Below are 24,829 nucleotides of genomic sequence, written 5' to 3' on the forward strand. Positions count from 1 at the left end.
GTGTTACCCATCGACACAGAGCGCCCATTCGGGTAACAATCGTGGGTTACACGGGCCGGCATACCACGCCGCGATCCGACGTCATAACCGAGAGAGCATGCCATGAAACCCATCACCCTGAGCACGCTGCAGGCCTACAAGCGCGCCGGTGACACCTTCAGCTGCCTGACCGCCTACGACGCCTCCTTTGCCAGGGCCGCCAGCGATGCCGGCATCGACGTACTGCTGGTGGGCGACTCCCTGGGCATGGTTCTGCAGGGCCATACCAGCACCCTGCCGGTCACGCTGGAGGAGATCTGCTATCACACTCGCTGCGTGGCGCGTGGCAAGGGCGCCAGCCTGCTGATGGTCGACCTGCCCTTCATGGGCAATGCCAGCCAGGAACGGCTGCTGGAAAACGCCGGCGAACTGATGCGTGCCGGGGCCGAGCTGGTCAAGGTGGAGGGCGAAGCATGGATGGCCGACGGCATCCGTGAGCTGACCCGCCGGGGCGTGCCGGTATGCGCCCATCTGGGTCTGACGCCACAGACCGTCTATCAGCTGGGTGGCTACAAGGTGCAGGGCCGCGATGCCGACCGCGCCAGCCAGATCCTCGAGGACGCCCGCACCCTGGTCGAGGCCGGCGCCTCGGTCATCCTGCTGGAGTGCGTGCCGGCCGACCTGGGCCGCACCATCACCGAGGCCCTCGATGTACCGGTGATCGGCATCGGTGCCGGCCCCGACACTGATGGCCAGATCCTGGTCATGCACGACGTGCTGGACGTCACCCCGGGCCGCAAGCCGCGCTTCGTCAAGAACTTCATGGCCGAGGCCGAGGACATCCACGGCGCCTTTCGTCGCTACCACGAGGACGTCAAGGCACGGCGGTTCCCCGCCGAGGAGCACTGTTTTTAACTTCAGTTTTTAACTTCGGTTTTTAACTTTAGTTTTAACTTCGGGTTTCAGCCCCAGTTTTTAAGAAACGCCGTTTACTACCGCTTCTAGCCGGAACCTTGCCATGCGTACCCTGAGAGACATTCCCGCCCTGCGCGAAACGCTGGGCGACGCCCGTCGGCGCGGCGACCGCGTCGCCCTGGTGCCCACCATGGGCAATCTGCACGAAGGCCATCTGGCCCTGGTCGCCGCCGCCCGTCAGCGGGCCGAAGTGGTGGTCGCCACCATCTTCGTCAATCCGCTGCAGTTCGGCCCCGGGGAAGACCTTGACGCCTATCCGCGAACCCTCGCGGAGGATCAGGCGCGGCTCGAGGCGGCCGGTTGTGACCTGCTCTTCACCCCCGACACCGACACCCTCTACCCAAGGGGCCTGGAAGCCCAGACCCGTATCGTGGTGCCCGAAATGACCGAAGGGCTTTGTGGCGCCTCTCGTCCCGGCCATTTCGATGGCGTCTCCACGGTAGTCGGCATGCTCTTCAACCTGGTGCAACCCGACCTCGCCTGCTTCGGGGAGAAGGACTACCAGCAGTTGGCGGTGATTCGTCGCCTGGTCGCCGACCTGCACCTTCCCATCGAGATTCTCGGCGTACCCATCGTGCGTGCCGAGGATGGCCTGGCGCTCTCCTCGCGCAACGGCTACCTGAGTGCCGAGCAGCGTCGTATCGCTCCGCGCCTTTACGTCACCCTCTGCAAGCTACGCGACACACTGGAATCCGGTGGGGAGACATCCGCTAGCCTGGAGCACGGGTGGGCAGACCTGAAGCAAGCCGGCTTCGATCCCGACTATCTGGAGCTGCGCGCCGCCGACCTCGGCCCAGTGATTCCCTCGACCCGTGAGGCGATACTACTGGCCGCCGCTCGTCTCGGCCCTACCCGACTGATCGACAATCTCACCCTGACCCTGCCGCGCTGATGCGATCCATCTGGAATGCACGCTCCAGGCACCCCTGGAGCACTGGCTCTCCTTCCCGGTGACCGACTACCACCAATGACCGCCACGTAAACATTGCGGCACCGCACAAGACTCCCCTATGCTGAAGGCCCCGGTCATGTCCAGCTGTCGCGACAAGGCCGTAAGCTCGTCTTTCCAGCAAGGAGAGTGCTCCCATGCAAGAAGTGGTTATCGTTGCCGCCCGCCGCACCGCTGTCGGCTCCTTTGGCGGTTCCCTAGCCGGCGTCCCTGCCAGCGATCTAGGTGCCCAGGTGATCAAGGACATCCTGGCGACTACCGGCGTCGCCGGCGATCAGGTGGACGAGGTGCTGCTTGGCCAGGTGCTGACCGCTGGTGTTGGCCAGAATCCGGCGCGTCAGGCCGCCATCAAGGCTGGACTGCCCGAGACCGTGCCGGCCATGACCATCAACAAGGTATGCGGCTCCGGCCTCAAGGCGCTGCACCTGGCCACCCAGGCGATCCGTTGCGGCGATGCCGAACTGATCATCGCCGGCGGCCAGGAGAACATGTCCGCCTCGCCCCATGTACTGCCCAACTCGCGCAACGGCCAGCGCATGGGCGACTGGAAGGCCGTGGACAGCATGGTGCACGACGGCCTGTGGGACGCCTTCAACAACTACCATATGGGCATTACCGCCGAGAACCTGGCCGAAAAGTACGGCATCACTCGCGAGGAGATGGATGCGTTCGCCGCCGACTCCCAGCAGAAGGCCGCCGCGGCCATCCGCGAGGGCAAGTTCAAGGGACAGATCGTCCCGGTGGAGATTCCCCAGCGCAAGGGTGATCCGGTGGTCTTCGACACCGACGAGGGCCCGCGTGATGTAACCGCCGAGAAGCTTTCCGGCATGCGCCCGGCCTTCAAGAAGGATGGCACCGTTACCGCCGGCAACGCCTCCTCCATCAACGACGGTGCGGCCGTGGTGATGCTGTGCACCGCCGAGAAGGCCAAGGCCCTGGGCCTCGAGCCGCTGGCGCGCATCAAGGCCTACAGCAATGCCGGCGTCGAGCCCTCCATCATGGGCATCGGCCCGGCCCCGGCGACCCGCCGCTGCCTGGAGAAGGCCGGCTGGAGCATCGATGACCTCGACCTGATCGAGGCCAACGAGGCCTTCGCCGCCCAGGCCCTCTCCGTCAACAAGGAGCTGGGCTGGGATGCCAGCAAGATCAACGTCAACGGTGGTGCCATCGCCATCGGTCATCCCATCGGCGCCTCCGGCTGCCGCATCCTGGTGACCCTGGTCCACGAGATGATCGCCCGTGACGCCAAGAAGGGCCTCGCCACCCTCTGCATCGGTGGTGGACAGGGCGTGGCGCTGGCCATCGAAAGATAACGCGCTGTTGTAGGAGGCCGGGTCCGCCGGGCGAATGGAGGCCGCAGGCCTCCCGGCAGCGCTAGCTACAGCCGGGAGACACCATCAGGCACCTGACGGGGTCGGTCGCGATGCGGAGCCGATTCGGCGGACCGATCCCTCCTACTGCTGAATAGACGATACCTCTAAAGAAACCGCCCCCGCAGCCTGGCTGCGGGGGCGGTTTCTTCTTCCAGCTTCAAGCTTCCGGCTTAGAGCTCGCCGAAGGCGCTTACAGCTCGGGTTCAGCGACCGCCTCGGCCTCGAATGCCGCCTTCTCTTCCGGGGTAATCTCCTTGATGGTGAGCTTCACCCGGTTGCGGTTGTCGATATCGAGCACCTTGACGATGGGCTCGTCGCCCTCGTTGAGGAAGTCACGCACGTCATTGACCCGCTCCGGCACGATCTGGGAGATATGCACCAGACCATCGGTGCCGGGCATGATATTGACGAAGGCGCCGAAGTCGGCGATGCGCACCACCTTGCCGCGGTAGAGCTTGCCGATCTCGGGCTCCGCGGTGATCGCCAGCACGGTGTCGATGGCCGCCTTGGCCGCCGACTTGTCCTCGGCATAGATGCGCACGGTGCCGTCATCATCGAGATCGATGGAGGCGCCAGTATCCTCGCAGATCTTGCGGATCGTGGCGCCACCCTTGCCGATGACGTCACGGATCTTCTCGGGATCGATCTTGATGGTCGCCATTGAGGGCGCGTTCTCGGAGACCTCGGCACGGCTCTGGTTGATCACCGCGTTCATCTGCTCGAGGATGCTGAGGCGCGCTTCCAGGGCCTGCTGCAGCGCCTGCTCCATGATCTCCTCGTTGATGCCCTCGATCTTGATGTCCATCTGCAGAGCGGTCACGCCATCGGCGGAGCCGGCCACCTTGAAGTCCATGTCGCCGAGGTGGTCCTCGTCACCCAGGATGTCGGTCAGCACGGCAAAGCCGTCCTCGTCCTTGACCAAGCCCATGGCGATACCCGCCACCGGCGACTTGATCGGCACGCCGGCATCCATCAGGGCCAGCGAGGAACCGCACACGGACGCCATGGAGCTGGAGCCGTTGGACTCGGTGATCTCGGAGACCACCCGGATGGTGTAGGGGAACTCCGCCTCGTCGGGCAGCATGGCCTGCACGCCACGACGCGCCAAGCGGCCATGGCCGATCTCGCGGCGCTTGGGACCACCCATGAAGCCGGCCTCACCCACGCTGTAGGGAGGGAAGTTGTAGTGCAACAGGAAGCGGTCCTTGCGCTCCCCTTCCAGGGACTCGATCAGCTGGGAGTCACGCAGGGTACCCAGGGTGGCGACCACGATGGCCTGGGTCTCGCCACGGGTAAAGATCGCCGAGCCGTGGGCCTTGGGCAGGCTACCCACTTCGATCTCCAGCGGACGCACGGTCTTGTGGTCACGGCCATCGATACGCGGCTCGCCCTTCACCACACGGGCACGTACCACGCGCTTCTCGAGGCTGGAGAAGGCACCTTTGACATCATCGGCCGCAAACTTGCCTTCTTCCTCACCGGCCAGCTGTTCCACCGCCTCGGCCTTGAGGGCCGACAGGGCATCCTGGCGCTGCATCTTGTCGGTGATGCGATAGGCCTCGCCCACGCGGGCCTCGAAGGCCTCGGCGATGGCGGACTTGAGCGCGGTGTTCTCCACCGGCGGCTGCCAGTCCCACTTCGGCTTGCCCGCTTCGGCGGCAAGCTCGTTGATGGCCTGGATCGCCGTCTGCATCTCCATATGGCCGTAGAGCACGGCGCCGAGCATCTCGTCCTCGAGCAGCTCATCGGCCTCGGACTCGACCATCAGCACCGCCTTCTCGGTACCGGCGACGACCATGTTCAGCTCGGAGGTGGTGAGCTCTTCCACGGTGGGGTTGAGGAAGTAGCCCTGCTCCTCGTTGAAGCCGACGCGGGCCGCGCCGATGGGGCCACTGAAGGGCACCCCGGAGATGGCCAGGGCCGCGGAGGTGCCGATCAGCGCCGCGATATCCGGATCATGGTTGCGATCGGTGGAGAGCACGGTGCAGACGACCTGCACCTCGTTCATGAAGCCCTTGGGAAAGAGCGGACGGATCGGGCGATCGATCAGCCGCGAGGTGAGCGTCTCCTTCTCGGTGGGGCGCCCCTCGCGCTTGAAGAAGCCGCCGGGGATCTTGCCGACCGCATAGGTCTTCTCCTGATAGTGCACGGAGAGCGGGAAGAACGGCTGCGCGGGATTGGCCTCCTTCCTGGCGACCACGGTGCACAGCACCACGGTATCGTCCATGGTGACCATTACGGCACCGGAGGCCTGGCGGGCGATGCGCCCGGTTTCCAGGGTGACGGTGCTGCGACCGTACTGAAATGTCTTCTTGACCGGATTCACGGCGACTTCCTTCAATATCTACTTTTCTGTGTTTGGGTCGTTTCGACTCGCCGACCATTTTAGGGGTTGACGCGCCCCGCGGCCACCGGATAGCGAGATTTCCGCCCTATACACGCAAAACGGGCAACCCGAAGGCTGCCCGTTTCGTTACCGCGCGGGGTGCGACGCTTAGCGACGCAGGCCCAGACGCTGGATCAGAGCCTGATAGCGCTCGAAGTCCTTGCGCTTCAGGTAGTCCAGCAGCTTGCGGCGCTGGTTGACCATGCGGATCAGGCCACGACGGGAGTGGTGATCCTGCTTGTTGGTCTTGAAGTGATCCTGCAGGCCATCGATGTTGGCGCTCAGCAGGGCCACTTGAACTTCGGGGGAACCGGTGTCGTTGTCGCCACGACCAAATTCGCTGACGATTGCGGACTTCTGCTCGGCTGTCAGTGCCATCTGTCTCTCCAGTAAGCAATATGCCTGAATGATGAGTGTGTGAGACCACGCATATTTGCAGTCTCGGGCGTCTCTCCCTCAATCGGCTGCGGTGCTCAGCAGCCGTTTCGGCGCCACCTCCTGTGGCGTCGTCACCGCACCGAGACCCAGGAAGATCTCGTTGCAGTAGAGTCTTGCCGTCTCGCCGACGGCGATATCGCCGGCATCCACCGCGGCCGCCTGACCATGGGTCAGGCGGCGCGCCGCCTCGGCGTCGACCTCGAGGCGCGGCAGGTGCGCGGCCAGCACGTCGACCGGCAGCAGCGTCGCTTCTCGGGCCGCTTGGTCAGGCAGTGCCTGCAGCGACTCGAGGGTCAGCATGCCCTCGGCGCCGAAGGGCCCGGTGGCCAGGCGACGCAGCGCACTGATATGTGCCCCGCTGCCCAGTTCGCGTCCGATATCCTCGGCCAGGGTACGCACATAGGTCCCCTTGCTGACCGACACTTCCAGTTCGAAGGCGCTGCCCTCGAAGGAAACGAGCCGGGCATCATACACGGTCACACGCCGCGCTGCACGCTCAACCGACTTGCCCTCGCGAGCCAGCTCGTAGAGCTTGCGTCCCTGGTGCTTGAGCGCCGAGTACATGGGGGGCACCTGATCGATCTCGCCATGAAAGCGAGCCAGCACGGCCTCCACATCGGCAGCGGTCAGGGACGGGACCGCCAGGCGTTCGACCACCTCACCCTCGGCATCCCCGGTATCGGTCACCACGCCCAGTTCCACCCGGGTACGGTAGACCTTGTCGGAGGCCAGCAGATGAGCGGAGAACTTGGTCGCCTCGCCGAAGCACACCGGCAGCAGACCGGTCGCCATCGGATCCAGGGTGCCGGTGTGGCCGGCCTTCTGGGCCTGGAACAGGCGTCGGGCCTGCTGTAGCGCGTGATTGCTGGACAGGCCCGCGGGCTTGTCCAGCAGCAGCACGCCATTGACGGAGAGGCCGCGACGTCGACGTGCCATCAGTCCCGCTCACCCTCGTCATCGGAAGTTGGCTCCTCACCCAGGCGGGTGCGGTCACTCTCTACCGCCTCGTCGATCAGCGAGGAGAGGCGCTGGCCGCGCACCACGCTCTCGTCGTAGTGAAAGCGCAGCTCCGGCACGTGGCGCAGCTTGATGCGGCGGGCGATCTGCCCGCGCAGGAAACCGGCGGCCTGTTTGAGAACCTTGAGGTTCTCCTTGATCCGTTCCGGGGTGTCCTCACCCAGCAGGGTCACATGAACGTCGGCATAGCCGAGGTCTCGACTGACCTCGACGCCGCTGACGGTGACCATGCCCAGGCGCGGATCCTTGACCTCGCGCTGGATAAGGACCGCCAGCTCCTTCTGGAGCTGGTCGGCCACCCGGTCCGTACGCTTGAACTCGCGCATGCTTGACTCCTGGCGCTTAGAGCGTCCGCTCGACCTTGATCTGGTCGAAGACCTCGATCTTGTCGCCGACCTGGACGTCGTTGTAGTTCTTCACGCCGATGCCGCACTCCATGCCGTTGCGCACTTCCTGGACATCGTCCTTGAAGCGACGCAGCGACTCGAGCTCACCCTCGTAGATCACCACGTTGTCGCGCAGCACGCGGATCTTCTTGTTACGGAAGACGGTGCCCTCGACCACCATACAGCCGGCCACCGCACCGATCTTCGGTGCACGGAAGACGTCGCGAACCTCGGCCACGCCGACGATCTCTTCCTTCCACTCCGGTGCCAGCATGCCGCTCATCGCCTGCTTGACCTCATCGATCAGCTGGTAGATGACGCTGTAGTAGCGCAGGTCGAGGCCTTCGCGCTCGATGATCTCGCGGGCCGCGACATCGGCACGCACGTTGAAGCCGACCACGATGGCTTCCGAGGCCAGTGCCAGGTTGGCGTCGGTACCGGTGATGCCACCCACACCGGAGGAGACCACTGCCACTTCCACCTCGCCGGTGGAGAGCTCTTCCAGCGCGCTCTTGATCGCCTCCAAAGAGCCCTGAACATCGGCCTTGAGCACGATGTTGAGCTTGGCGGCCACATCCTGGCCCATCTGGCTGAACATGTTCTCCAGCTTGGCCTTCTGCTGGCGTGCCAGGCGTACCTCGCGATACTTGCCCTGACGGAAGTTGGCAACCTCACGGGCCTTCTTCTCGTCGGCCACCACCATGAAGTCGTCACCCGCCTCGGGCGTACCGTCCAGGCCCTGGATCTCCACCGGCATCGCCGGGCCGACCTCTTCGACCTGCTTGCCCAGCTCGTTGGTCAGGGCACGCACGCGGCCATAGTGCAAACCGGCCAGCACGATATCGCCCCGCTTGAGGGTGCCGTTCTGAACCAGCACGGTGGCCACAGGACCACGCCCCTTGTCCAGGCGCGACTCGACCACCACACCCTTGCCGGGCGCCTCGGGGACGGCCTTGAGCTCGAGCACCTCGGAGACCAGCAGCACCGCCTCGAGCAGCGCGTCGATACCCTCACCGGTCTTGGCGGAGACATGCACGAACTGGGTGTCGCCACCCCACTCCTCGGAGATGACGCCGTGCTGGGAGAGCTCGTTCTTGACGCGATCCGGATCGGCGGCCGGCTTGTCGATCTTGTTGACGGCGACCACCATGGGAACCTCGGCGGCCTTGGAGTGCTCGATCGCCTCGATGGTCTGGGGCATGACGCCATCATCGGCGGCCACCACCAGGATGACCACGTCGGTCGCCTTGGCACCGCGGGCACGCATGGCGGTAAAGGCCGCGTGGCCCGGGGTGTCCAGGAAGGTCACACCGTGGGAGTTGTTCACCTTCTCGGCCGCGACATGATAGGCGCCGATATGCTGGGTGATACCGCCGGCCTCGCCGGTGGCCACCTTGGCCTGGCGAATATGGTCGAGCAGCGAGGTCTTGCCGTGGTCGACGTGGCCCATCACGGTCACCACCGGGTCACGGGTCAGCTCCTCACCCTCGTAGGAGATGCTGTCCAGCACTTCTTCCTCGAGCGCATCGTCCTTGACCAGCTTGGGCGTATGCCCCATCTCCTCGACCACGATGGCGGCGGTGTCCTGGTCGATGGTCTGGTTGATGGTCACCGCGGCGCCCATGGTGAACATGGTCTTGATGACCTCGTTGGCCTTGATCGACATCTTGTCGGCCAGCTCGGCGACGCTGATCGACTCGGGGATCGAGACCTCACGGACGATGGGCTGGGTCGGCTTCTGGAAGCCGTGCTTGCCATTGCCCTGGCTGCTGCTGCCACCACGACGACCACCGCGACGCTCGGCGCGCTTGGCCTTCTTGCCGCCACGACGCCGGTCCTCGCGCTCGCCACGGTCGTCATCGCGATCGTGACGCCCCTTCTTGGCGGCGGCCTTCTTGGGCGGCGCGGTACGACGATCGGTACGGCCCTCCTTGGGCGGGGCCGGGGGCTCGTCGGCGGGTGCCGTCGTCTCGAGCTCGGGCACCGGAATGTCGGGTACCTCGGCGGCCTTCTGGGCCTCCAGCTTGGCGGCGGCCTCGCGCGCGGCCTCCTCGGCGGCACGCGCCTTGGCCTCTTCGGCCTCGCGGGCCTCCTTGGCGGCCTGGGCCTGCTGAGAGTCGGCCATGTCGCCGACCAGCTGGCGCGGACCGGTGTCCTCCACCTGCTTCGGCTTGGTCTCTTCCTCAGCGCGCTTGACGTAGGTACGCTTCTTGCGCACCTGCACCTCGATGGTCTTGCCACGCTCACCGGTGTTGATACGACTGCGCGTCTTGCGTGTCAGGGTGATGCGGTTCTTCGGCGCGGCCTTCTCGGCGCTGCCGCCGTGGCTCTTGGTCAGGAAGTCGAGCAGCTGACGCTTGTCTTCCTCGGACACGGCATCGCTCTCGGACTTGTGCTTGAGCCCGGCTTGTTTCATCTGTTCCAGCAGGCGGGGAACGTCGCGTCCCACCTTCGCTGCAAAATCCTTAACGGTCATGTCTGACATGTAGACCCTCCTGAGCCCGTGACCCCAATTCTGTTCGCTTCGAATACTGCCGGTCCGAGCGCTGGGCATCGGACCCTTGTCTGCACGTTATTCGCCTTCGAGCCGTTCCTATGCGAACTACTCGTTTTCAAACCAGGGCGCACGGGCAGTCATGATCAGTGACGCGGCACGCTCCTCGTCCATGCCCTCGATATCCAGAAGATCATCGACGGACTGCTCGGCCAGATCCTCCATGCTGACGATTCCCCGGCTGGCCAGGATGAAGGCCAGGTGGCGCTCCATGCCGTCCATCTCCAGCAGATCGTCGGCTGGCTGAGCACCATCCAGCGCCTCCTCGGAAGCGATGGCGAGGTTGAGCAGCTCATCCTTGGCACGCGAGCGCAGCTCCTCGATGGTCTCTTCATCGAACTCTTCGATCTCGAGCATCTCCTCAACCGGTACGTAGGCGATCTCTTCCAGGGTGGTAAAGCCCTCTTCCACCAGCAGGCGCGCCACATCGTCGTCGATGTTGAGGTGCTGCACGAATTGCTCGACCAGGCTATCGACCTCCTGGTCACGCTTGTCCTCCGCCTCGGCCTCGGTCATCACATTGATCCGCCAGCCGGTCAACTCGGAGGCCAGGCGCACGTTCTGACCGCTGCGGCCGATGGCCTGGGCCAGATTGTCCTCAGCGACGGCCACGTCCATGGCGTGGGCATCCTCATCGACCAGAATGGAGGCGACATCCGCCGGCGCCATGGCGTTGATCACCAGCTGGGCGGGGTTGTCGTCCCACAGCACGATATCGACGCGCTCGTTCTGGAGCTCCGTGGAGACGGCCTGGACCCGTGAGCCACGCATGCCCACACAGGCTCCCACCGGGTCGATACGACGGTCGTTGGTCTTCACCGCGATCTTGGCGCGGGACCCGGGGTCGCGAGCGGCCCCCTTGATCTCGATAAGTTGCTCGGCGATCTCCGGCACCTCGATGCTGAACAGTTCGATGATCAGCTCGGAGCAGGTACGCGACAGGATCAGCTGCGCACCGCGCGCCTCCGGGTCGACCTTGACCAGCAGGGCACGAACCCGCTCGTTCATGCGGTAGCGCTCACCGGGAATCATCTCGCTGCGCGGCAGGAACGCCTCGGCGTTGTCACCCAGGTCGATGATCAGGCCATCGCGGGTCGTCTTCTTGACGATGCCCGAGACTAGCTCACCCTCGCGATCGGCGTAGAGGCGCACCACCTCGGCACGCTCTGCCTCGCGCACCTTCTGCACGATCACCTGCTTGGCGGTCTGAGCGGCGATGCGACCGAACTCGGCGTTCTCGATGCGCTCCTCGACCACGTCACCCAGGCCCAGGGGCGGATCGCGACGCTCGGCAAAGGTCAGCTTGATCTGGTGGTCAGGACCGTCGAAGTCATCGTCCTCGACCACTTCCCAGCGACGAAAGGTCTCGTATTCGCCGGTGCTGCGATCGATATGCACGCGCACGCTGGCCTCTTCATCCTCGAAGCGCTTGCGCGACGCGCTGGCCAGGGCCGCCTCGACGGCCTCGAAGATCACCGTGCGGGGAACCCCCTTCTCGTTGGAGATCGCATCCACGACCGCCAGAATCTCTTTACTCATGCCTTTGCCTCGCCAGAAAGCTGTTCTCGAGCTGATGCTCAACATGCCTCCCCTGGGGGGAGGCCGAATCCTTGAACCGCGGGCTAATCCTCGAAACGGGGCACCACGCGCGCCTGATCGATGCCGTCGACGGGGAAGCAGTACTCCTCGCCATCGACCTGCACCAGCACCTCGTCACCCTCGACGCCGGCCAGCAGGCCCTGGAACTTGCGCCGCCCCTCGAAGGGCGCACGCAGCTTCAGTGCCACCTCGTGGCCACGATAACGAGAAAAGTGATCGAGGGTGAACAGGGGACGATCCATCCCCGGCGAGGAGACCTCGAGGCGATATTCGCCGTGAATCGGGTCCTCGACATCGAGTAGCGCACTGATCTGGCGACTGATGTCCGCACAGTCGTCGACGGTGATACCGTCCTCGTGATCGATATAGATCACCAGACGCGAGTGCTTACCCTGGGAGAGATAGTCGATGCCCCACAGCTCGAAACCCATGGCGGTAACCACCGGGTCGATCAAGGTGTGTAGCGCAGCATCCTTGGTAGCCACGGAATAGACTCCTACAGCCGTTGCATCAGGCACCTGGCCGGGAGTGAACTGGAAAGTCAGGTGGCTGATTGGCATTGCCCGGAACAGTGCCCCGACGCTTGGCGCCCTGAGCAAGCTGCTAACAAAAAGCCCCTTCACAGGAAGGGGCTTTCACAAGAAACCTGTAAACCACTCCGGCACTCAATAGCTGCCCCTTCATTCGATCATGCCAGCTTGCATGGTCGACAGGCACCTGCCGGAAGATGGTAGCGGGGACCGGATTTGAACCGATGACCTTCGGGTTATGAGCCCGACGAGCTACCAGACTGCTCCACCCCGCATCAATCTAGGTCGGCGATACTACACGCAGCCGACGAATACGTCAAGAGCTGCACACCGCTTTGCCAATCCTGCTTCTGAAGGATCGTCGGCATCGTCATGTTAACTATCAGCTGTTAACCAGGGACGCCGCGATGAATCAGATGGTGCCGAAGGCGGGACTTGAACCCGCACGACCGTAAGGTCACTACCCCCTCAAGATAGCGTGTCTACCAATTCCACCACTTCGGCATCAGGGGAGGCTGGATGATGGTGCAACGACGCCTTACTGCTCGCCGCCGCTCTCCAGCACTGGCGCAGCATTATCCATGCTCGACTCCCCTTCGTCAAGGGTCGGCACGTTATTCTGCTGTTCGATCAGGCGCGCGTCCGGAATGCCTGCCTCGGGAGCGTCGCTGGCCTGACTGGCGAACCAGGCCAGGGTCAGGGAGGTAGCGAAGAAGGCAGCCGCCAGCACGGCGGTGAACTTCGACAGGAAGCCACCGCTACCGCGGGAGCCGAACACGGTCTGGGAGGCACCGCCACCGAAGGCGGCGCCGGCCTCGGCCCCCTTGCCCTGCTGCAGCAGGATCAGGACGACCAGGGCGATGGCGACCGCCACGTGGATCATAAGAATGGCAACTTGCATGGAATTAACCTGCTGACTGACAGATGGCTAGGAAATCGTCGACCTTGAGCGAGGCACCGCCCACCAGGCCGCCGTCGATATCGGGCTGGGCTAGCAGTTCGGCCGCATTGCCCGCGTTCATGCTACCGCCGTAGAGCAGCCGCAACCCATCCGCCAGACCGCGATCGAACTCGGCCAGGTAGGCGCGAATGCCGGCCATGACCTCCTGAGCCTGCTCGGGAGTGGCGGTACGGCCGGTACCGATGGCCCACACGGGCTCATAGGCGATGATCACGCGCTCGCGCTGCGCCGGCTCCAGCCTCGACATCACGTACCCGACCTGATGCAATACCACTTGCAGGGTATGACCGGCATCGCGCTCGGCGAGGCTCTCGCCCACGCAGAGCACCGGCACGATATCGACCTCGAGCGCGGCCAGCAGGCGCTCATGCACCTGCTCGTCGCTCTCGCGATAGAGCTGGCGACGCTCGGAGTGCCCCACCAGGGCATACTGGACCCCGAACTCGCGCAGCATGGGACCACTCACCTCACCGGTGTGCGCCCCCGCCGGGTGCGGATTGAGCGTCTGGGCACCGAGCGCCAGCGGCGACTCGGCGAAGGCAGCTCGCGCCGCCCCCAGATAGGGATAGGGCGGAAAGATCGCCGCTTCCAGGGAGTTGGGTAGCACGGCACTCGAGAAGGCCTGACCGAAGGCCTCGACCAGCTCGGTCGAGCCGTTCATCTTCCAGTTGCCGGCGATCAGCGGCGTGCGCATCGACTGTCCTCTTTCAAGATGGAGCGAAATGGTATAGGAGAGGCCCTGTCAAGACAACCGGCCACCCCGAGCCCTCGACCAGCGAGTCCTCAGGTGCCGAGCAGCGCCTCGACCCGTTCGGCGAGGCGCCGTGCCAGACCATCCACGTCCAGGTGAGGGCGACCCTCGACCATCACGCGGATCAGTGGCTCGGTGCCGGAGGGGCGCAGCAGCACCCGCCCCTCTTCACCGAGCTCCCTTTCGGCCTCGCTTACCGAATCCTTGAGGGCCGGCATCGCCATCACCGCCCGGGCATCGCTGCCGGGGGTCAACCGTACATTGACCAGCGCCTGAGGGGCCTTCTCCAGCCCGGCCAGCAGGCTCTGCAGCGACTTGCCCTCGCGCATCATGATGGCCAGCACCTGCAGCGCCGAGACGATACCGTCGCCGGTCGTCTGCACATGGCCACAGACGATATGACCGGAGGACTCACCGCCCAGCTGCCAACCGTTGGCGGCGAGCCGCTCCATGACATAGCGGTCGCCGACCTTGGCCCGCTCGAAGGGCACCCCCATGGCTTCCAGCGCCGTGGCCAGGCCGAAGTTCGACATCAGGGTGCCGACCACGCCGCCACCCAGCTCGCCACGCGCATGGCGGTCGCGGGTGATCAGATAGAGGATGTCATCGCCATCGATCTCGCGGCCGTCGCTATCCACCAGCAACACCCGGTCGCCGTCACCGTCGAAGGCCACTCCCAGATCGGCCCCCTGCTGGATCACCGCCGCGCGCAGCGCCGCCGGGTGGGTGGAGCCTACCTCACGATTGATATTGAGCCCGTCGGGGGAGGCACCGATCACGCTCACCTCGGCACCCAGTTCGCGAAACACGCTGGGGGCGATGTGGTAGGTGGCGCCATGGGCGCAGTCGAGCACCACCCTGAGCCCCTCGAGGCTGACCCGGTCGGGGATGGTCGACTTGCAGAACTCGATATAGCGGCCGTCGGCATCATCGATGCGCTCGGCCTTGCCCAGGCGGTCCGCGGCCACGGTGGTCAGCGGCTCATCGAGCATCGCCTCGATCGCCTCTTCGACCTCATCGTTGAGCTTGGCGCCCTCGGTGGAGAAGAACTTGATGCCATTGTCGGCAAAGGGGTTGTGGGATGCCGAGATCACGATGCCGGCATCGGCACGAAAGGTGCGCGTCAGGTAGGCGATACCAGGAGTCGGCATGGGGCCGAGCAGGGCCACATCGACCCCCGCCGCCGAGAGCCCCGCCTCCAGCGCCGACTCGAACATGTAGCCGGAGATGCGGGTGTCCTTGCCGATCAGCACCCGGCAGCGCCGCTTGCCATGGCGCGCGGCGAGCACACGCCCGGTGGCCCAGCCCAGCTTGAGCATGAAGTCGGCGGTAATCGGTGCCTCGCCGACGGTGCCGCGAATTCCATCCGTACCAAAATAGCGTCGAGCCATCAGCAACTCTCCTTGAGTACTGCCCAGGTCATGTTCACCGCATCCACGCTGGGGGCGACATCGTGGACACGCAGGATGCGGGCGCCGCGCTCTACCGCCATCGCCGTCAGCACCAGGCCGCCGGGCAGGCGCTCCTCCACCGGACGCTCGAGCACCTTGCCGATCATGCTCTTGCGCGACATGCCCACCAACAGCGGCAATTCGAGCTCGACGAGACGCTCCATGCGATTGAGCAGGCGTAGATTGTGCTCCACCGTCTTGCCGAAGCCGAAGCCCGGGTCGAGCAGCAGGCGATCACGATGCAGGCCAGCCTGTTCGCAGGCCGCCACGCGCGCCGCGAGATAGTCGGCTACCGCCTCCTCGATGGGCACATCATAACGGGGCGCCTGCTGCATGTCGCGGGGCTCGCCCTGGCGATGCATCAGACACACCGGCAGGCCGCTGCCGATGGCGGCGACCATCGCCCCCTCGCGCTCCAGGGCCCGTACGTCGTTGATCATGCCGGCGCCCAGGGCGGCACTCTCGCGTATCACCTCGGGGCTGCTGGTATCCACCGAGACCAGGGCATCCAGCTCACGGACCAGTGCTTCCACCACCGGTGCCACCCGCTCGAGCTCCTGCTGGGGCGAAACCCCATCGGCCCCGGGGCGGGTCGACTCACCGCCGACATCGATGATCGCCGCCCCCTCCGCCAGCATGCGCTCGGCATGGCGCAGGGCATCGTCCAAGGACACATGGCGCCCCCCATCGGAGAAGGAGTCGGGGGTGACATTGAGGATCCCCATGACGCGGGGATAGGAGAGGTCGAGCCGATGTCGACCGCACATCAGGGAGAGGGAGTTCGCGTTCATCTTCGCTCGGAGGGTAAGTGAATCGAAGGGTAGCAAATTGAAGGGTAGTGAACTGAAGAACAGAGAATTGAATGATAGTGAATTGAATGATTGAGAAAACGGGCTGATCAGAAAGGCAAAGGCGCCCCCGCGGGGGCGCCTGACTGGGGTGGGCTGCGGGCTCAGGAGCCGGCCGGGCCACCCAGCGGGTCGGAGGGCCGACGACGCGGCTCCTCGTCGTCATCCTCGTCACCGTCGACCTGCTCCGGCTCATCCGGGGTCGTCGCGTCGCGAGCCCCCTCGGTCACCGGGGCGCCAGGACCGGAGGAGTCTCCATCCTCCCAGTCCTTGGGCGGACGCGGCGTGCGCCCAGCCATGATGTCCTTGAGCTGGTCGGCATCGATGGTCTCGTACTTCATCAGCGCATCGGCCATGGCGTCGAGCTTGTCGCGATTCTCTTCGAGGATTACGCGAGCCTGCTCGTAGCACTCGTCGATGACCTTGCGCACCTCCCTGTCGAGCTTGGAGATCGTCTCGCCGGACTTGAGCTTGCCACCCTGACCGGGGCCACCCAGGAACTGGTGCGACTCATCCTCGTCGTACATGATCGGGCCCATCTCCTCGGAGAGACCCCACTTGGCGACCATATTGTGTGCCAGCTCGGTGGCGCGCTTGATATCGTTGGAGGCACCGGTGGTTACCCCGTTCGGCCCCAGCGTCATCTCCTCGGCGATGCGGCCACCGAACAGCGAGCAGATCTGGCTGATGATCTGCTGCCGCGACAGGCTGTAGCGATCCTGCTCGGGCAGGAACATGGTCACGCCCAGGGCGCGGCCACGCGGGATGATGGTCACCTTGTAGACCGGGTCATGCTCCGGCATCACCAGGCCGATGATGGCATGGCCCGACTCGTGATAGGCGGTGTTGAGCTTCTCCTTCTCGGTCATGACCATGGAGCGGCGCTCGGCCCCCATCATGATCTTGTCCTTGGCCAGCTCAAGCTCCTCCATGCCCACCAGGCGCTTGTTGCGACGCGCGGCGAACAGGGCGGCCTCGTTGACCAGGTTGGCCAGGTCGGCACCGGAGAAGCCGGGCGTACCGCGAGCGATCAGCGACGGCTTGACGTCATCGGCCAGCGGCACCTTGCGCAGGTGCACATTGAGGATATGCTCACGGCCGCGGATATCGGGCAGCGGCACCACCACCTGGCGGTCGAAGCGTCCCGGACGCATCAGGGCCGGGTCGAGCACGTCGGGGCGGTTGGTGGCGGCGATGACGATGATGCCCTCGTTGGCCTCGAAGCCGTCCATCTCCACCAGCAGCTGGTTGAGGGTCTGCTCACGCTCGTCGTTGCCACCGCCCATGCCGACCCCGCGGGAGCGACCCACGGCATCGATCTCGTCGATGAAGATGATGCAGGGCGCCTGCTTCTTGGCCTGCTCGAACATGTCACGCACACGGGAGGCGCCCACACCGACGAACATCTCGACGAAGTCGGAACCGGAGATCGAGAAGAACGGCACCTTGGCCTCGCCGGCAATCGACTTGGCGAGCAGCGTCTTGCCGGTGCCGGGCGGGCCCACCATCAGCACGCCGCGGGGAATGGTGCCACCCAGGCGCTGGAACTTGGTGGGGTCGCGCAGGAAGTCGACCAGCTCCTCGACCTCCTCCTTGGCCTCGTCACAGCCCGCAACGTCGGCGAAGGTGGTCTTGATCTGATCCTGGGAGAGCAGCTTGGCCTTGGATTTGCCGAAGCTCATGGGGCCACCCTTGCCGGCCCCGCCGCCCTGCATCTGACGCATGAAGAACATGAAGATCGCCAGGATCAGCAGGATCGGGAAGCTGGCGATCAGCAGTCGCATCCACAGGCTCTGCTGCTCGGGCTTCTTGCCCACCACGGTGACGTTGCTGGAGAGCAGGTCATCCATCAGCTTGGGATCCTCCGCCGCGGGGCGGATGGTCTGGAACTGGGAGCCATCGGTACGCTCGCCATTGATGGTATAGCCATCGATGGTGACGCTGCGCACCTGCTGGTTCTGCACCTGCTGGACGAACTGGGAGTAGTTCATCGTCTGGGGTGAGCTGTCGACACTGAAGTTGTTGAACACCGTCAGCAGCACCGCCGCGATGACCAACCACAGGATCAGGTTCTTCGCCATATCGTTCAAGGGACTACCCTCAATATCTGAAATCTATCGGCCGCAAGGACCTGGCACGTTGGACACTACATGAGCCGGCCGCGTTCGGCCACCGCTGCTATGCGGTCATTCGCAATTAGCTACGCGGTCATTCGCGACGGCATAAGCGGTCATTCGCACCAGGCACTGTGACACACATTATTCTGCTTTGTCCGCCAATCGCCCCGTTAGGCCAGGGCTATCACGGCGCCTCAACCTCTCGGGTCAACCGCGAAAGCCCTGCGCCAGCAGATAGACCTCGCGGGAGCGTGCCCGCGAGGCGCCGGGCTTGCGGGTCACCACCCGCGTGAAGGCGCCACGCAGCGCCTTCAGGTATTCATCGAAGCCCTCGCCCTGGAACACCTTGGCCAGGAAGGTGCCGCCGGGGCGCAGGGTCTGGCCGGCCAGGTCCAGCGCTAGCTCCACCAGATACATCGCCTGGGGCTGGTCGATGGCGGCCATGCCGCTCATGTTGGGTGACATGTCGGACATCACCAGGTCGACCGGGCGCTCGCCCAGCGTCGCAAGGATCGCCTCGAGGATCTCCTCCTCGGTAAAGTCTCCCTGGATAAAGTCGACCCCGGCCAGGGCATCCATCTCGAGGATATCGGAGGCGATCACCACCCCCTCGGGCCCCACCTTCTCGGCGGCCACCTGACTCCAGCCACCGGGGGCCGCCCCCAGGTCGATCACGGTCATGCCCGGAACGAGGAGACGGTCCTTCTCGTCGAGCTCGAGCAGCTTGTAGCTGGCCCGCGAGCGATACCCCTCCAGCTTGGAGCGCTGCACATACTGATCATCGAAGTGCTCCTTCAACCAGCCCTTGCTGGTCTTGCTTGCGGAGTGCTTGCCAGAGGCGGGGGATGAGGTGCGGGAACGGGCCACGGCATCACCTGGGACGTAACGGGATAAGACTTGGCGCGGAGCGAAAAAACGGTACTGGAGCGCCGAGGAGTGGCCGGCTGAAACGGCGCTTTCGCCGAAGACGTTTTCGGCGTGACGATTTGCGCGTACCATGACTGGCTGCGCGCAACCGAGAAGATGCAAGATACCATGAGCTTGTCACAGGCACAAAAGAAAGCATTTCGCAGCATCGGCCACCACCTCAACCCGGTGGTGATGATCTCCGAGAACGGCATCTCCGAGGGAGTGCTGGCGGAACTCGACCGAGCCCTCAACGACCATGAACTAATCAAGGTGAAGTTCGCCCTGCCGGAGCGCGAGGAGCGCGAGGCCATGCTCGAGGAGCTGGTCGCGGCCAGCCGCGCCGAGCTGGTCCACAAGATCGGCAAGATGGCGCTGCTCTATCGCGCCAACCCCAGGGCCAATCCGAAGCTTTCCAACGTCCAGCGCTACGCGGACCACCACGGGCGCCACTGACGCGCTTCGCGCGAGCTGGAAGCTGGAAGCTGGAAGCTGGAAGCTGGAAGCTGGAAGCCAGCGATGGTCTTGAGGGCCATAGAGACAAACACCCCGCAGCCATGGCTGCGGGGTGTTTTTTCTTCCGGCTTCAAGCTTCCAGGCGCGAAGCGCCGCCCTTCCAGCTTGGGTTAGAGGTGCTCGACGCCCGAGATCTCATACTCGACGTCGCCACCCGGGGTCTTGACCACCACCACATCACCCTCCTCCTTGCCGATCAAGGCACGGGCGATGGGCGAGGTCACGGAGATCCTGCCCTGCTTGATGTCCGCCTCATCCTCGCCGACGATCCGGTAGGTCACCTCCTCGTCGTTGTTGAGGTTGAGCAGCTCCACGGTGACACCGAAGATCACCTTCCCCGTCCTGGGCAGCTTGGTGACATCGATCACCTGGGCGTTGGAGAGCTTGCCTTCGATCTCCTGGATACGCCCCTCGATAAAGCCCTGCTGCTCGCGGGCCGCATGGTACTCGGCGTTCTCCTTGAGATCACCATGCTCCCGGGCCTCGGCGATGGCGGCGATCACCCTGGGACGCGCCTCGCCCTTGAGGTGGTCGAGCTCCTCGCGCAGACGCGACTCTCCGGCGACCGTCATCGGGACCTTGTTCATTGCGCAGCTCCTGCATGCAATTCCTGTAGCCGCCGCACCGTGATCTCATTGCCATATTCGAGCGCCAGACAAACGGCGTTCGCCCCCGCCAGCGTGGTGGCGTAGGGAACCTTGCGGGCCAGCGCGGTGCGGCGGATCACCGAGGAGTCGTTGATCGCCTGGCGACCCTCGGTGGTATTGACGATATAGGCGATCTCGTCGTTCTTGAGCAGATCGACGATATGCGGGCGGCCTTCAAAGACCTTATTCACGACCTCGACATCGATACCCTCGGCCTCGAGAGCCGCCGCGGTACCGCGGGTCGCGCACAGCGTAAAGCCCAATGTTACCAGAGAACGCGCCACCTCGATAACACCCGCCTTGTCCGGCTCACGCACCGAGAGGAACGCCTTGCGCGGCCCGGAGAGCGGCGGAATCGCTTCGCCGGCCCCCAGCTGCGCCTTGTAGAAGGCCTCGGCGAAGGTGTCTCCGCTGCCCATCACCTCACCGGTGGACTTCATCTCCGGCGACAGGATTGGGTCGACCCCCGGGAACTTGTTGAACGGGAAGACCGCCTCCTTGACGCTGAAGAAGTGCGGCACGATCTCGCGGGTGAAGCCCTGCTCCTCGAGGGTGGTGCCGGCCATGCAGCGCGCGGCGATCTGGGCCAGTGAGGTGCCGATGCACTTGGAGACGAAGGGCACGGTACGCGAGGCGCGCGGGTTGACCTCGATGATGTAGATCTCACCGTCCTGCCAGGCCAGCTGCACGTTCATCAGCCCCTTGACGCCAAGCTCCACGGCCATCTGCTTGACCTGCTCGCGCATCGCGTCCTGCACCTCGCTGGGCAGCGAGTAGGGCGGCAGCGAGCAGGCAGAGTCACCGGAGTGTACGCCGGCCTGCTCGATGTGCTGCATGATGCCGCCGATCACCACCTGCTTGCCGTCGCTCACCGCGTCGATATCGATCTCGACGGCGGCATTGAGGAAGTGGTCGAGCAGCACCGGCGAGTCGTTGGAGACCTTGACCGCGTGGGTCATGTAACTCTCGAGCTCGGAGGCGTCATAGACGATCTCCATGGCGCGCCCGCCCAGTACATAGCTGGGACGCACCACCAGCGGATAGCCGATGGTTTCGGCCTTGGCGAAGGCCTCGTCGAAGCTGCGCGCAGTGGCATTGGGCGGCTGCTTGAGGCCCAGCTTGTCGATCATCTGCTGGAAGCGCTCGCGATCCTCGGCGCGATCGATGGCGTCCGGGGTGGTGCCGATGATCGGCACGCCGGCGGCCTCCAGCTCGCGAGCGAGCTTGAGCGGGGTCTGGCCACCGAACTGCACGATCACGCCGACCGGCTGCTCCTTGTCGGCGATCTCCAGCACGTCCTCCAGGGTCACCGGCTCGAAGTAGAGGCGATCCGAGGTGTCGTAGTCGGTGGAGACGGTCTCCGGGTTGCAGTTGACCATAATGGTCTCGTAGCCGTCATCGTGCATGGCGAAGGCGGCGTGGACGCAGCAGTAGTCGAACTCGATGCCCTGGCCGATGCGGTTGGGCCCGCCGCCGAGCACCATGATCTTCTTCTTGTCGCTGACCTCCGCTTCGCACTCCTCCTCATAGGTGGAGTACATATAGGCAGTGTCCGAGGCGAACTCGGCAGCACAGGTGTCGACCCGCTTGTAGACCGGGCGAATACCGGCCTTCTGACGCGTCTTGCGGAACTCCTTCTCGGAGACGCCGAGCAGCGAGGCCAGGCGGGCGTCGGAGAAGCCCTTGCGCTTGAGTCGGAACAGCTCGCGGGCGTCGAGCTCGGAGAGCGAGCGCTTGGCGACCTCGCCCTCGGTGGCGATCAGGTCCTCGAGCTGAACCAGGAACCAGGGGTCGATATTGGTCAGCGCGAAGATCTCGTCGCGCGTCATGCCGGCGCGCATGGCATCGGCGATAAAGAAGATGCGCTCGGCACCCGCGGCCTGCAACTCGCCCTTGATATGCGCCATCCCGTCGGCGTCGAAGCGAGTCACCTTGGGGTCCAGGCCATCGTTGCCGGTCTCCAGGCCGCGCAGCGCCTTCTGCAGCGACTCCTGGAAGGTGCGGCCGATCGCCATCACCTCGCCCACCGACTTCATCTGGGTGGTCAGACGGTCATTGGCCTGGGGGAACTTCTCGAAGGTGAAGCGCGGAATCTTGGTGACCACGTAGTCGATGGAGGGCTCGAACGAGGCCGGGGTCTGGCCGCCGGTGATGTCGTTCGAAAGCTCGTCCAGGGTGTAGCCAACGGCCAGCTTGGCGGCGATCTTGGCGATCGGGAAGCCGGTGGCCTTGGAGGCCAGCGCCGAGGAGCGCGACACCCGCGGGTTCATCTCGATGACCACCATGCGCCCGGTCCTGGGGTCGACGCCGAACTGCACGTTGGAGCCGCCGGTCTCGACGCCGATCTCGCGCAGCACCGCCAGGGAGGCGTCGCGCATGATCTGGTATTCCTTATCGGTCAGCGTCTGGGCCGGGGCCACGGTGATGGAGTCACCGGTGTGCACGCCCATGGGGTCGAAGTTCTCGATGGCGCAGACGATGATGCAGTTGTCGTTGCGATCACGCACGACCTCCATCTCGTACTCCTTCCACCCCAGCAGCGACTCGTCGATCAGCAGCTCGTGGTTGTTGGAGAGCTCGAAGCCGCGGGTACAGATCTCCTCGAACTCCTCCTTGTTGTAGGCCACGCCGCCGCCGGAGCCGCCCATGGTGTAGGAGGGGCGGATGATCACCGGGAAGCCGAGCTCGCCCTGGATTTCCCAGGCCTCGTCCATGGTGTGAGCCACCTTGGCCTTGGGGCACTCCAGGCCGATGCGCTTCATGGCCTGGTCGAAGAGGTCACGGTCCTCGGCCTTGTTGATGGCATCCGCATTGGCACCGATCATCTCCACGCCGTGCTTGTCGAGCACGCCGTGCTTGTCCAGATCCAGGGCGCAGTTGAGCGCGGTCTGCCCGCCCATGGTGGGTAGGATGGCATCCGGCTTCTCGGCCTCGATGATCTTCTCCACCGCCTGCCAGGTGATCGGCTCGATATAGGTGGCATCGGCCATGGCCGGGTCGGTCATGATGGTAGCCGGGTTGGAGTTGACCAGGATGACCCGGTAGCCCTCCTCGCGCAGCGCCTTGCAGGCCTGGGCGCCGGAGTAGTCGAATTCACACGCCTGGCCGATGACGATCGGGCCGGCGCCAATGATCAGGATGCTCTGGATGTCGGTACGCTTGGGCATGGTGCTTCCCGCAGAAGTAGGTGACGAGTGGTGACGTGTCTCTGGCTCTAATCTGGCTCTAAGTGCGGACTCAGGCCCGGCGAGCCCGCATCATCTCGACGAAACGGTCGAACAGCGGCGCCACGTCGCACGGGCCCGGGCTCGCCTCGGGATGGCCCTGGAAGCTGAAGGCCGGGCAGTCGGTACGCTCGACCCCCTGCAGGGTGCCGTCGAACAGCGAACGGTGGGTGGCACGCAGATTGGCCGGCAGCTGGGCCTCGTCGGCGGCGAAGCCGTGGTTCTGGCTGGTGATCATCACGCGGCCGCTATCGAGATCCTGCACCGGATGGTTGGCGCCGTGGTGGCCGTGGTTCATCTTCATGGTGCTGGCACCGCTGGCCAGCGCCAGCAGCTGATGCCCCAGGCAGATGCCAAACAGCGGAATCCCGTTCTCGAGGAGCTCCTGGATCGCCGTGATGGCATAGTCGCAGGGCTCGGGGTCACCGGGACCGTTGGAGAGGAAGATCCCGTCCGGGTTCATCGCCAGCACCTCGGCGGCCGGAGTCTGGGCCGGCACCACGCTGAGACGGCAGCCGCGGGAGGCCAGCATGCGCAGGATGTTGTACTTCACGCCGAAGTCGTAGGCCACCACATGGAAGGGGCGCTCGCACTGGCTGGCGTCGCTGTAGCCCTGGCCCAGGGTCCACTCGCCCTCGGTCCACTCGTAGGGCGCCTTGCAGGAGACCACCTTGGCCAGATCCATGCCCGCAAGGCCCGGGAAGTCACGGGCGGCGGCCAGTGCACGCTCGACGGCATCCTCACCCTCGGCCTCGGTACCGGCCAGAATCGCGCCGTTCTGGGCACCCTTGTCACGCAGCAGGCGGGTCAGGCGACGGGTGTCGATCTCGGCGATGCCCAGCACATTCTGGCTCTTGAGATAGTCGGAGAGGGTCTGCTCGCAGCGGAAGTTGCTGGCCAGCAGCGGCAGGTCGCGAATCACCAGGCCGGCGGCGGCGATGCCGCTGGACTCCACGTCCTCGGCATTGACGCCGGTATTGCCGATATGGGGGTAGGTCAGGGTGACGATCTGGCGAGCATAAGAGGGATCGGTAAGAATCTCCTGATAGCCGGTCATGGCCGTATTGAACACCACCTCACCGCTGGTCTGTCCATCGGCGCCAATCGCCGTGCCATGAAACACACTGCCGTCTTCCAGGGCCAGTATCGCGGGTCTGTTCAAGGTAACGTCCTCCTGCTCGTCAAGGGATTCTCAGCGCCGCCGTACGCCAGTCGCAAAAAA

Annotated in this window: 20 protein-coding genes and 2 tRNA genes; 4 read left to right on the forward strand and 18 right to left on the reverse strand. The window is 64.7% G+C overall.

Annotated features, from left to right (window positions below; translation table 11 throughout):
* Positions 1–102 precede the first annotated feature (102 nt).
* The 3 genes from panB to E0702_RS06170 all read left to right on the forward strand — a co-directional run bounded on the left by panB (position 103) and on the right by E0702_RS06170 (position 3,216).
* Complete coding sequence (gene panB / locus E0702_RS06160) at positions 103–894, forward strand: 3-methyl-2-oxobutanoate hydroxymethyltransferase (protein WP_132042110.1); 792 nt, start codon at positions 103–105, stop codon at positions 892–894.
* A 103-nt stretch (positions 895–997) separates the two neighbouring features.
* Positions 998–1,846, forward strand: coding sequence for a pantoate--beta-alanine ligase (gene panC, locus E0702_RS06165; RefSeq protein ID WP_132042111.1), 849 nt, complete (start codon positions 998–1,000; stop codon positions 1,844–1,846).
* Between the two features lie 194 nt (positions 1,847–2,040).
* Entirely contained in the window at positions 2,041–3,216 is a 1,176-nt protein-coding gene (locus E0702_RS06170) for an acetyl-CoA C-acetyltransferase (RefSeq protein WP_132042112.1), read from the forward strand.
* 250 nt (positions 3,217–3,466) lie between these two features.
* On the opposite strand, the gene pnp is transcribed toward E0702_RS06170, so the two are convergent.
* The 15 genes from pnp to rlmE form a co-directional block, all read right to left on the reverse strand.
* Complete coding sequence (gene pnp, locus E0702_RS06175; protein WP_205741896.1) at positions 3,467–5,602, reverse strand: polyribonucleotide nucleotidyltransferase; 2,136 nt, start codon at positions 5,600–5,602, stop codon at positions 3,467–3,469.
* A 168-nt stretch (positions 5,603–5,770) separates the two neighbouring features.
* On the reverse strand, positions 5,771–6,040 hold the full coding sequence (gene rpsO, locus E0702_RS06180; protein ID WP_132042114.1) for a 30S ribosomal protein S15: 270 nt from the start codon (positions 6,038–6,040) through the stop codon (positions 5,771–5,773).
* A gap of 78 nt (positions 6,041–6,118) precedes the next feature.
* Positions 6,119–7,036, reverse strand: coding sequence for a tRNA pseudouridine(55) synthase TruB (truB, locus tag E0702_RS06185; RefSeq protein ID WP_132042115.1), 918 nt, complete (start codon positions 7,034–7,036; stop codon positions 6,119–6,121).
* Positions 7,036–7,443, reverse strand: coding sequence for a 30S ribosome-binding factor RbfA (rbfA, locus tag E0702_RS06190; protein WP_132042116.1), 408 nt, complete (start codon positions 7,441–7,443; stop codon positions 7,036–7,038). Before rbfA ends, truB begins: the two co-directional genes overlap by 1 nt.
* Before the next feature lie 16 nt (positions 7,444–7,459).
* Positions 7,460–9,988, reverse strand: coding sequence for a translation initiation factor IF-2 (infB, locus tag E0702_RS06195; protein WP_132042117.1), 2,529 nt, complete (start codon positions 9,986–9,988; stop codon positions 7,460–7,462).
* A gap of 117 nt (positions 9,989–10,105) precedes the next feature.
* On the reverse strand, positions 10,106–11,596 hold the full coding sequence (gene nusA / locus E0702_RS06200) for a transcription termination factor NusA (protein ID WP_132042118.1): 1,491 nt from the start codon (positions 11,594–11,596) through the stop codon (positions 10,106–10,108).
* Between the two features lie 83 nt (positions 11,597–11,679).
* Entirely contained in the window at positions 11,680–12,141 is a 462-nt protein-coding gene (gene rimP / locus E0702_RS06205) for a ribosome maturation factor RimP (RefSeq protein ID WP_132042119.1), read from the reverse strand.
* Between the two features lie 243 nt (positions 12,142–12,384).
* Positions 12,385–12,461: transfer RNA gene (locus tag E0702_RS06210), tRNA-Met, on the reverse strand.
* A 142-nt stretch (positions 12,462–12,603) separates the two neighbouring features.
* Positions 12,604–12,690 (reverse strand) — tRNA-Leu (locus E0702_RS06215).
* A gap of 34 nt (positions 12,691–12,724) precedes the next feature.
* Complete coding sequence (gene secG / locus E0702_RS06220; protein ID WP_132042120.1) at positions 12,725–13,087, reverse strand: preprotein translocase subunit SecG; 363 nt, start codon at positions 13,085–13,087, stop codon at positions 12,725–12,727.
* A 4-nt stretch (positions 13,088–13,091) separates the two neighbouring features.
* Entirely contained in the window at positions 13,092–13,841 is a 750-nt protein-coding gene (tpiA, locus tag E0702_RS06225; RefSeq protein ID WP_132042121.1) for a triose-phosphate isomerase, read from the reverse strand.
* 89 nt (positions 13,842–13,930) lie between these two features.
* On the reverse strand, positions 13,931–15,289 hold the full coding sequence (gene glmM / locus E0702_RS06230; protein ID WP_132042122.1) for a phosphoglucosamine mutase: 1,359 nt from the start codon (positions 15,287–15,289) through the stop codon (positions 13,931–13,933).
* The gene (folP, locus tag E0702_RS06235; protein WP_439952323.1) at positions 15,289–16,140 is read right to left on the reverse strand and encodes a dihydropteroate synthase; all 852 of its coding nucleotides are present in this window, start codon (positions 16,138–16,140) and stop codon (positions 15,289–15,291) included. The genes glmM and folP overlap by 1 nt, the downstream gene beginning before the upstream one ends.
* A 161-nt stretch (positions 16,141–16,301) precedes the next feature.
* Positions 16,302–18,287 (reverse strand): ATP-dependent zinc metalloprotease FtsH, encoded by a 1,986-nt coding sequence (gene ftsH, locus E0702_RS06240; protein WP_132042123.1) that lies wholly within the window; start codon positions 18,285–18,287, stop codon positions 16,302–16,304.
* Between the two features lie 234 nt (positions 18,288–18,521).
* Positions 18,522–19,181, reverse strand: a complete 660-nt coding sequence (rlmE, locus tag E0702_RS06245) for a 23S rRNA (uridine(2552)-2'-O)-methyltransferase RlmE (RefSeq protein WP_240721684.1) — start codon at positions 19,179–19,181, stop codon at positions 18,522–18,524.
* 168 nt (positions 19,182–19,349) lie between these two features.
* Between rlmE and yhbY the strand changes: the two genes are divergently transcribed.
* The gene (gene yhbY, locus E0702_RS06250) at positions 19,350–19,676 is read left to right on the forward strand and encodes a ribosome assembly RNA-binding protein YhbY (protein WP_132042125.1); all 327 of its coding nucleotides are present in this window, start codon (positions 19,350–19,352) and stop codon (positions 19,674–19,676) included.
* A 170-nt stretch (positions 19,677–19,846) separates the two neighbouring features.
* On the opposite strand, the gene greA is transcribed toward yhbY, so the two are convergent.
* The 3 genes from greA to carA all read right to left on the reverse strand — a co-directional run bounded on the left by greA (position 19,847) and on the right by carA (position 24,769).
* A complete protein-coding gene (gene greA / locus E0702_RS06255) occupies positions 19,847–20,323 on the reverse strand; it encodes a transcription elongation factor GreA (RefSeq protein ID WP_132042126.1) in 477 nt (158 codons plus the stop codon).
* Complete coding sequence (gene carB, locus E0702_RS06260) at positions 20,320–23,550, reverse strand: carbamoyl-phosphate synthase large subunit (RefSeq protein WP_132042127.1); 3,231 nt, start codon at positions 23,548–23,550, stop codon at positions 20,320–20,322. Before carB ends, greA begins: the two co-directional genes overlap by 4 nt.
* Before the next feature lie 70 nt (positions 23,551–23,620).
* The gene (gene carA, locus E0702_RS06265; protein ID WP_132042128.1) at positions 23,621–24,769 is read right to left on the reverse strand and encodes a glutamine-hydrolyzing carbamoyl-phosphate synthase small subunit; all 1,149 of its coding nucleotides are present in this window, start codon (positions 24,767–24,769) and stop codon (positions 23,621–23,623) included.
* Between the last annotated feature and the right edge of the window lie 60 nt (positions 24,770–24,829).

The organism is Halomonas marinisediminis, from assembly GCF_004347715.1.
Classification (GTDB): Bacteria; Pseudomonadota; Gammaproteobacteria; order Pseudomonadales; family Halomonadaceae; genus Halomonas; species Halomonas icarae.

Bases quoted from the DNA above. Each gene is read 5' to 3' on its own strand.
- nusA (WP_132042118.1), bottom strand. From the start codon at position 11,596: ATGAGTAAAGAGATTCTGGCGGTCGTGGATGCGATCTCCAACGAGAAG.
- yhbY (WP_132042125.1), top strand. From the start codon at position 19,350: ATGAGCTTGTCACAGGCACAAAAGAAAGCATTTCGCAGCATCGGCCAC.
- rpsO (WP_132042114.1), bottom strand. From the start codon at position 6,040: ATGGCACTGACAGCCGAGCAGAAGTCCGCAATCGTCAGCGAATTTGGT.
- glmM (WP_132042122.1), bottom strand. From the start codon at position 15,289: ATGGCTCGACGCTATTTTGGTACGGATGGAATTCGCGGCACCGTCGGC.
- truB (WP_132042115.1), bottom strand. From the start codon at position 7,036: ATGGCACGTCGACGTCGCGGCCTCTCCGTCAATGGCGTGCTGCTGCTG.
- tpiA (WP_132042121.1), bottom strand. From the start codon at position 13,841: ATGCGCACGCCGCTGATCGCCGGCAACTGGAAGATGAACGGCTCGACC.
- infB (WP_132042117.1), bottom strand. From the start codon at position 9,988: ATGTCAGACATGACCGTTAAGGATTTTGCAGCGAAGGTGGGACGCGAC.
- folP (WP_439952323.1), bottom strand. From the start codon at position 16,140: ATGAACGCGAACTCCCTCTCCCTGATGTGCGGTCGACATCGGCTCGAC.
- secG (WP_132042120.1), bottom strand. From the start codon at position 13,087: ATGCAAGTTGCCATTCTTATGATCCACGTGGCGGTCGCCATCGCCCTG.
- panB (WP_132042110.1), top strand. From the start codon at position 103: ATGAAACCCATCACCCTGAGCACGCTGCAGGCCTACAAGCGCGCCGGT.
- greA (WP_132042126.1), bottom strand. From the start codon at position 20,323: ATGAACAAGGTCCCGATGACGGTCGCCGGAGAGTCGCGTCTGCGCGAG.
- rbfA (WP_132042116.1), bottom strand. From the start codon at position 7,443: ATGCGCGAGTTCAAGCGTACGGACCGGGTGGCCGACCAGCTCCAGAAG.
- E0702_RS06170 (WP_132042112.1), top strand. From the start codon at position 2,041: ATGCAAGAAGTGGTTATCGTTGCCGCCCGCCGCACCGCTGTCGGCTCC.
- panC (WP_132042111.1), top strand. From the start codon at position 998: ATGCGTACCCTGAGAGACATTCCCGCCCTGCGCGAAACGCTGGGCGAC.
- carB (WP_132042127.1), bottom strand. From the start codon at position 23,550: ATGCCCAAGCGTACCGACATCCAGAGCATCCTGATCATTGGCGCCGGC.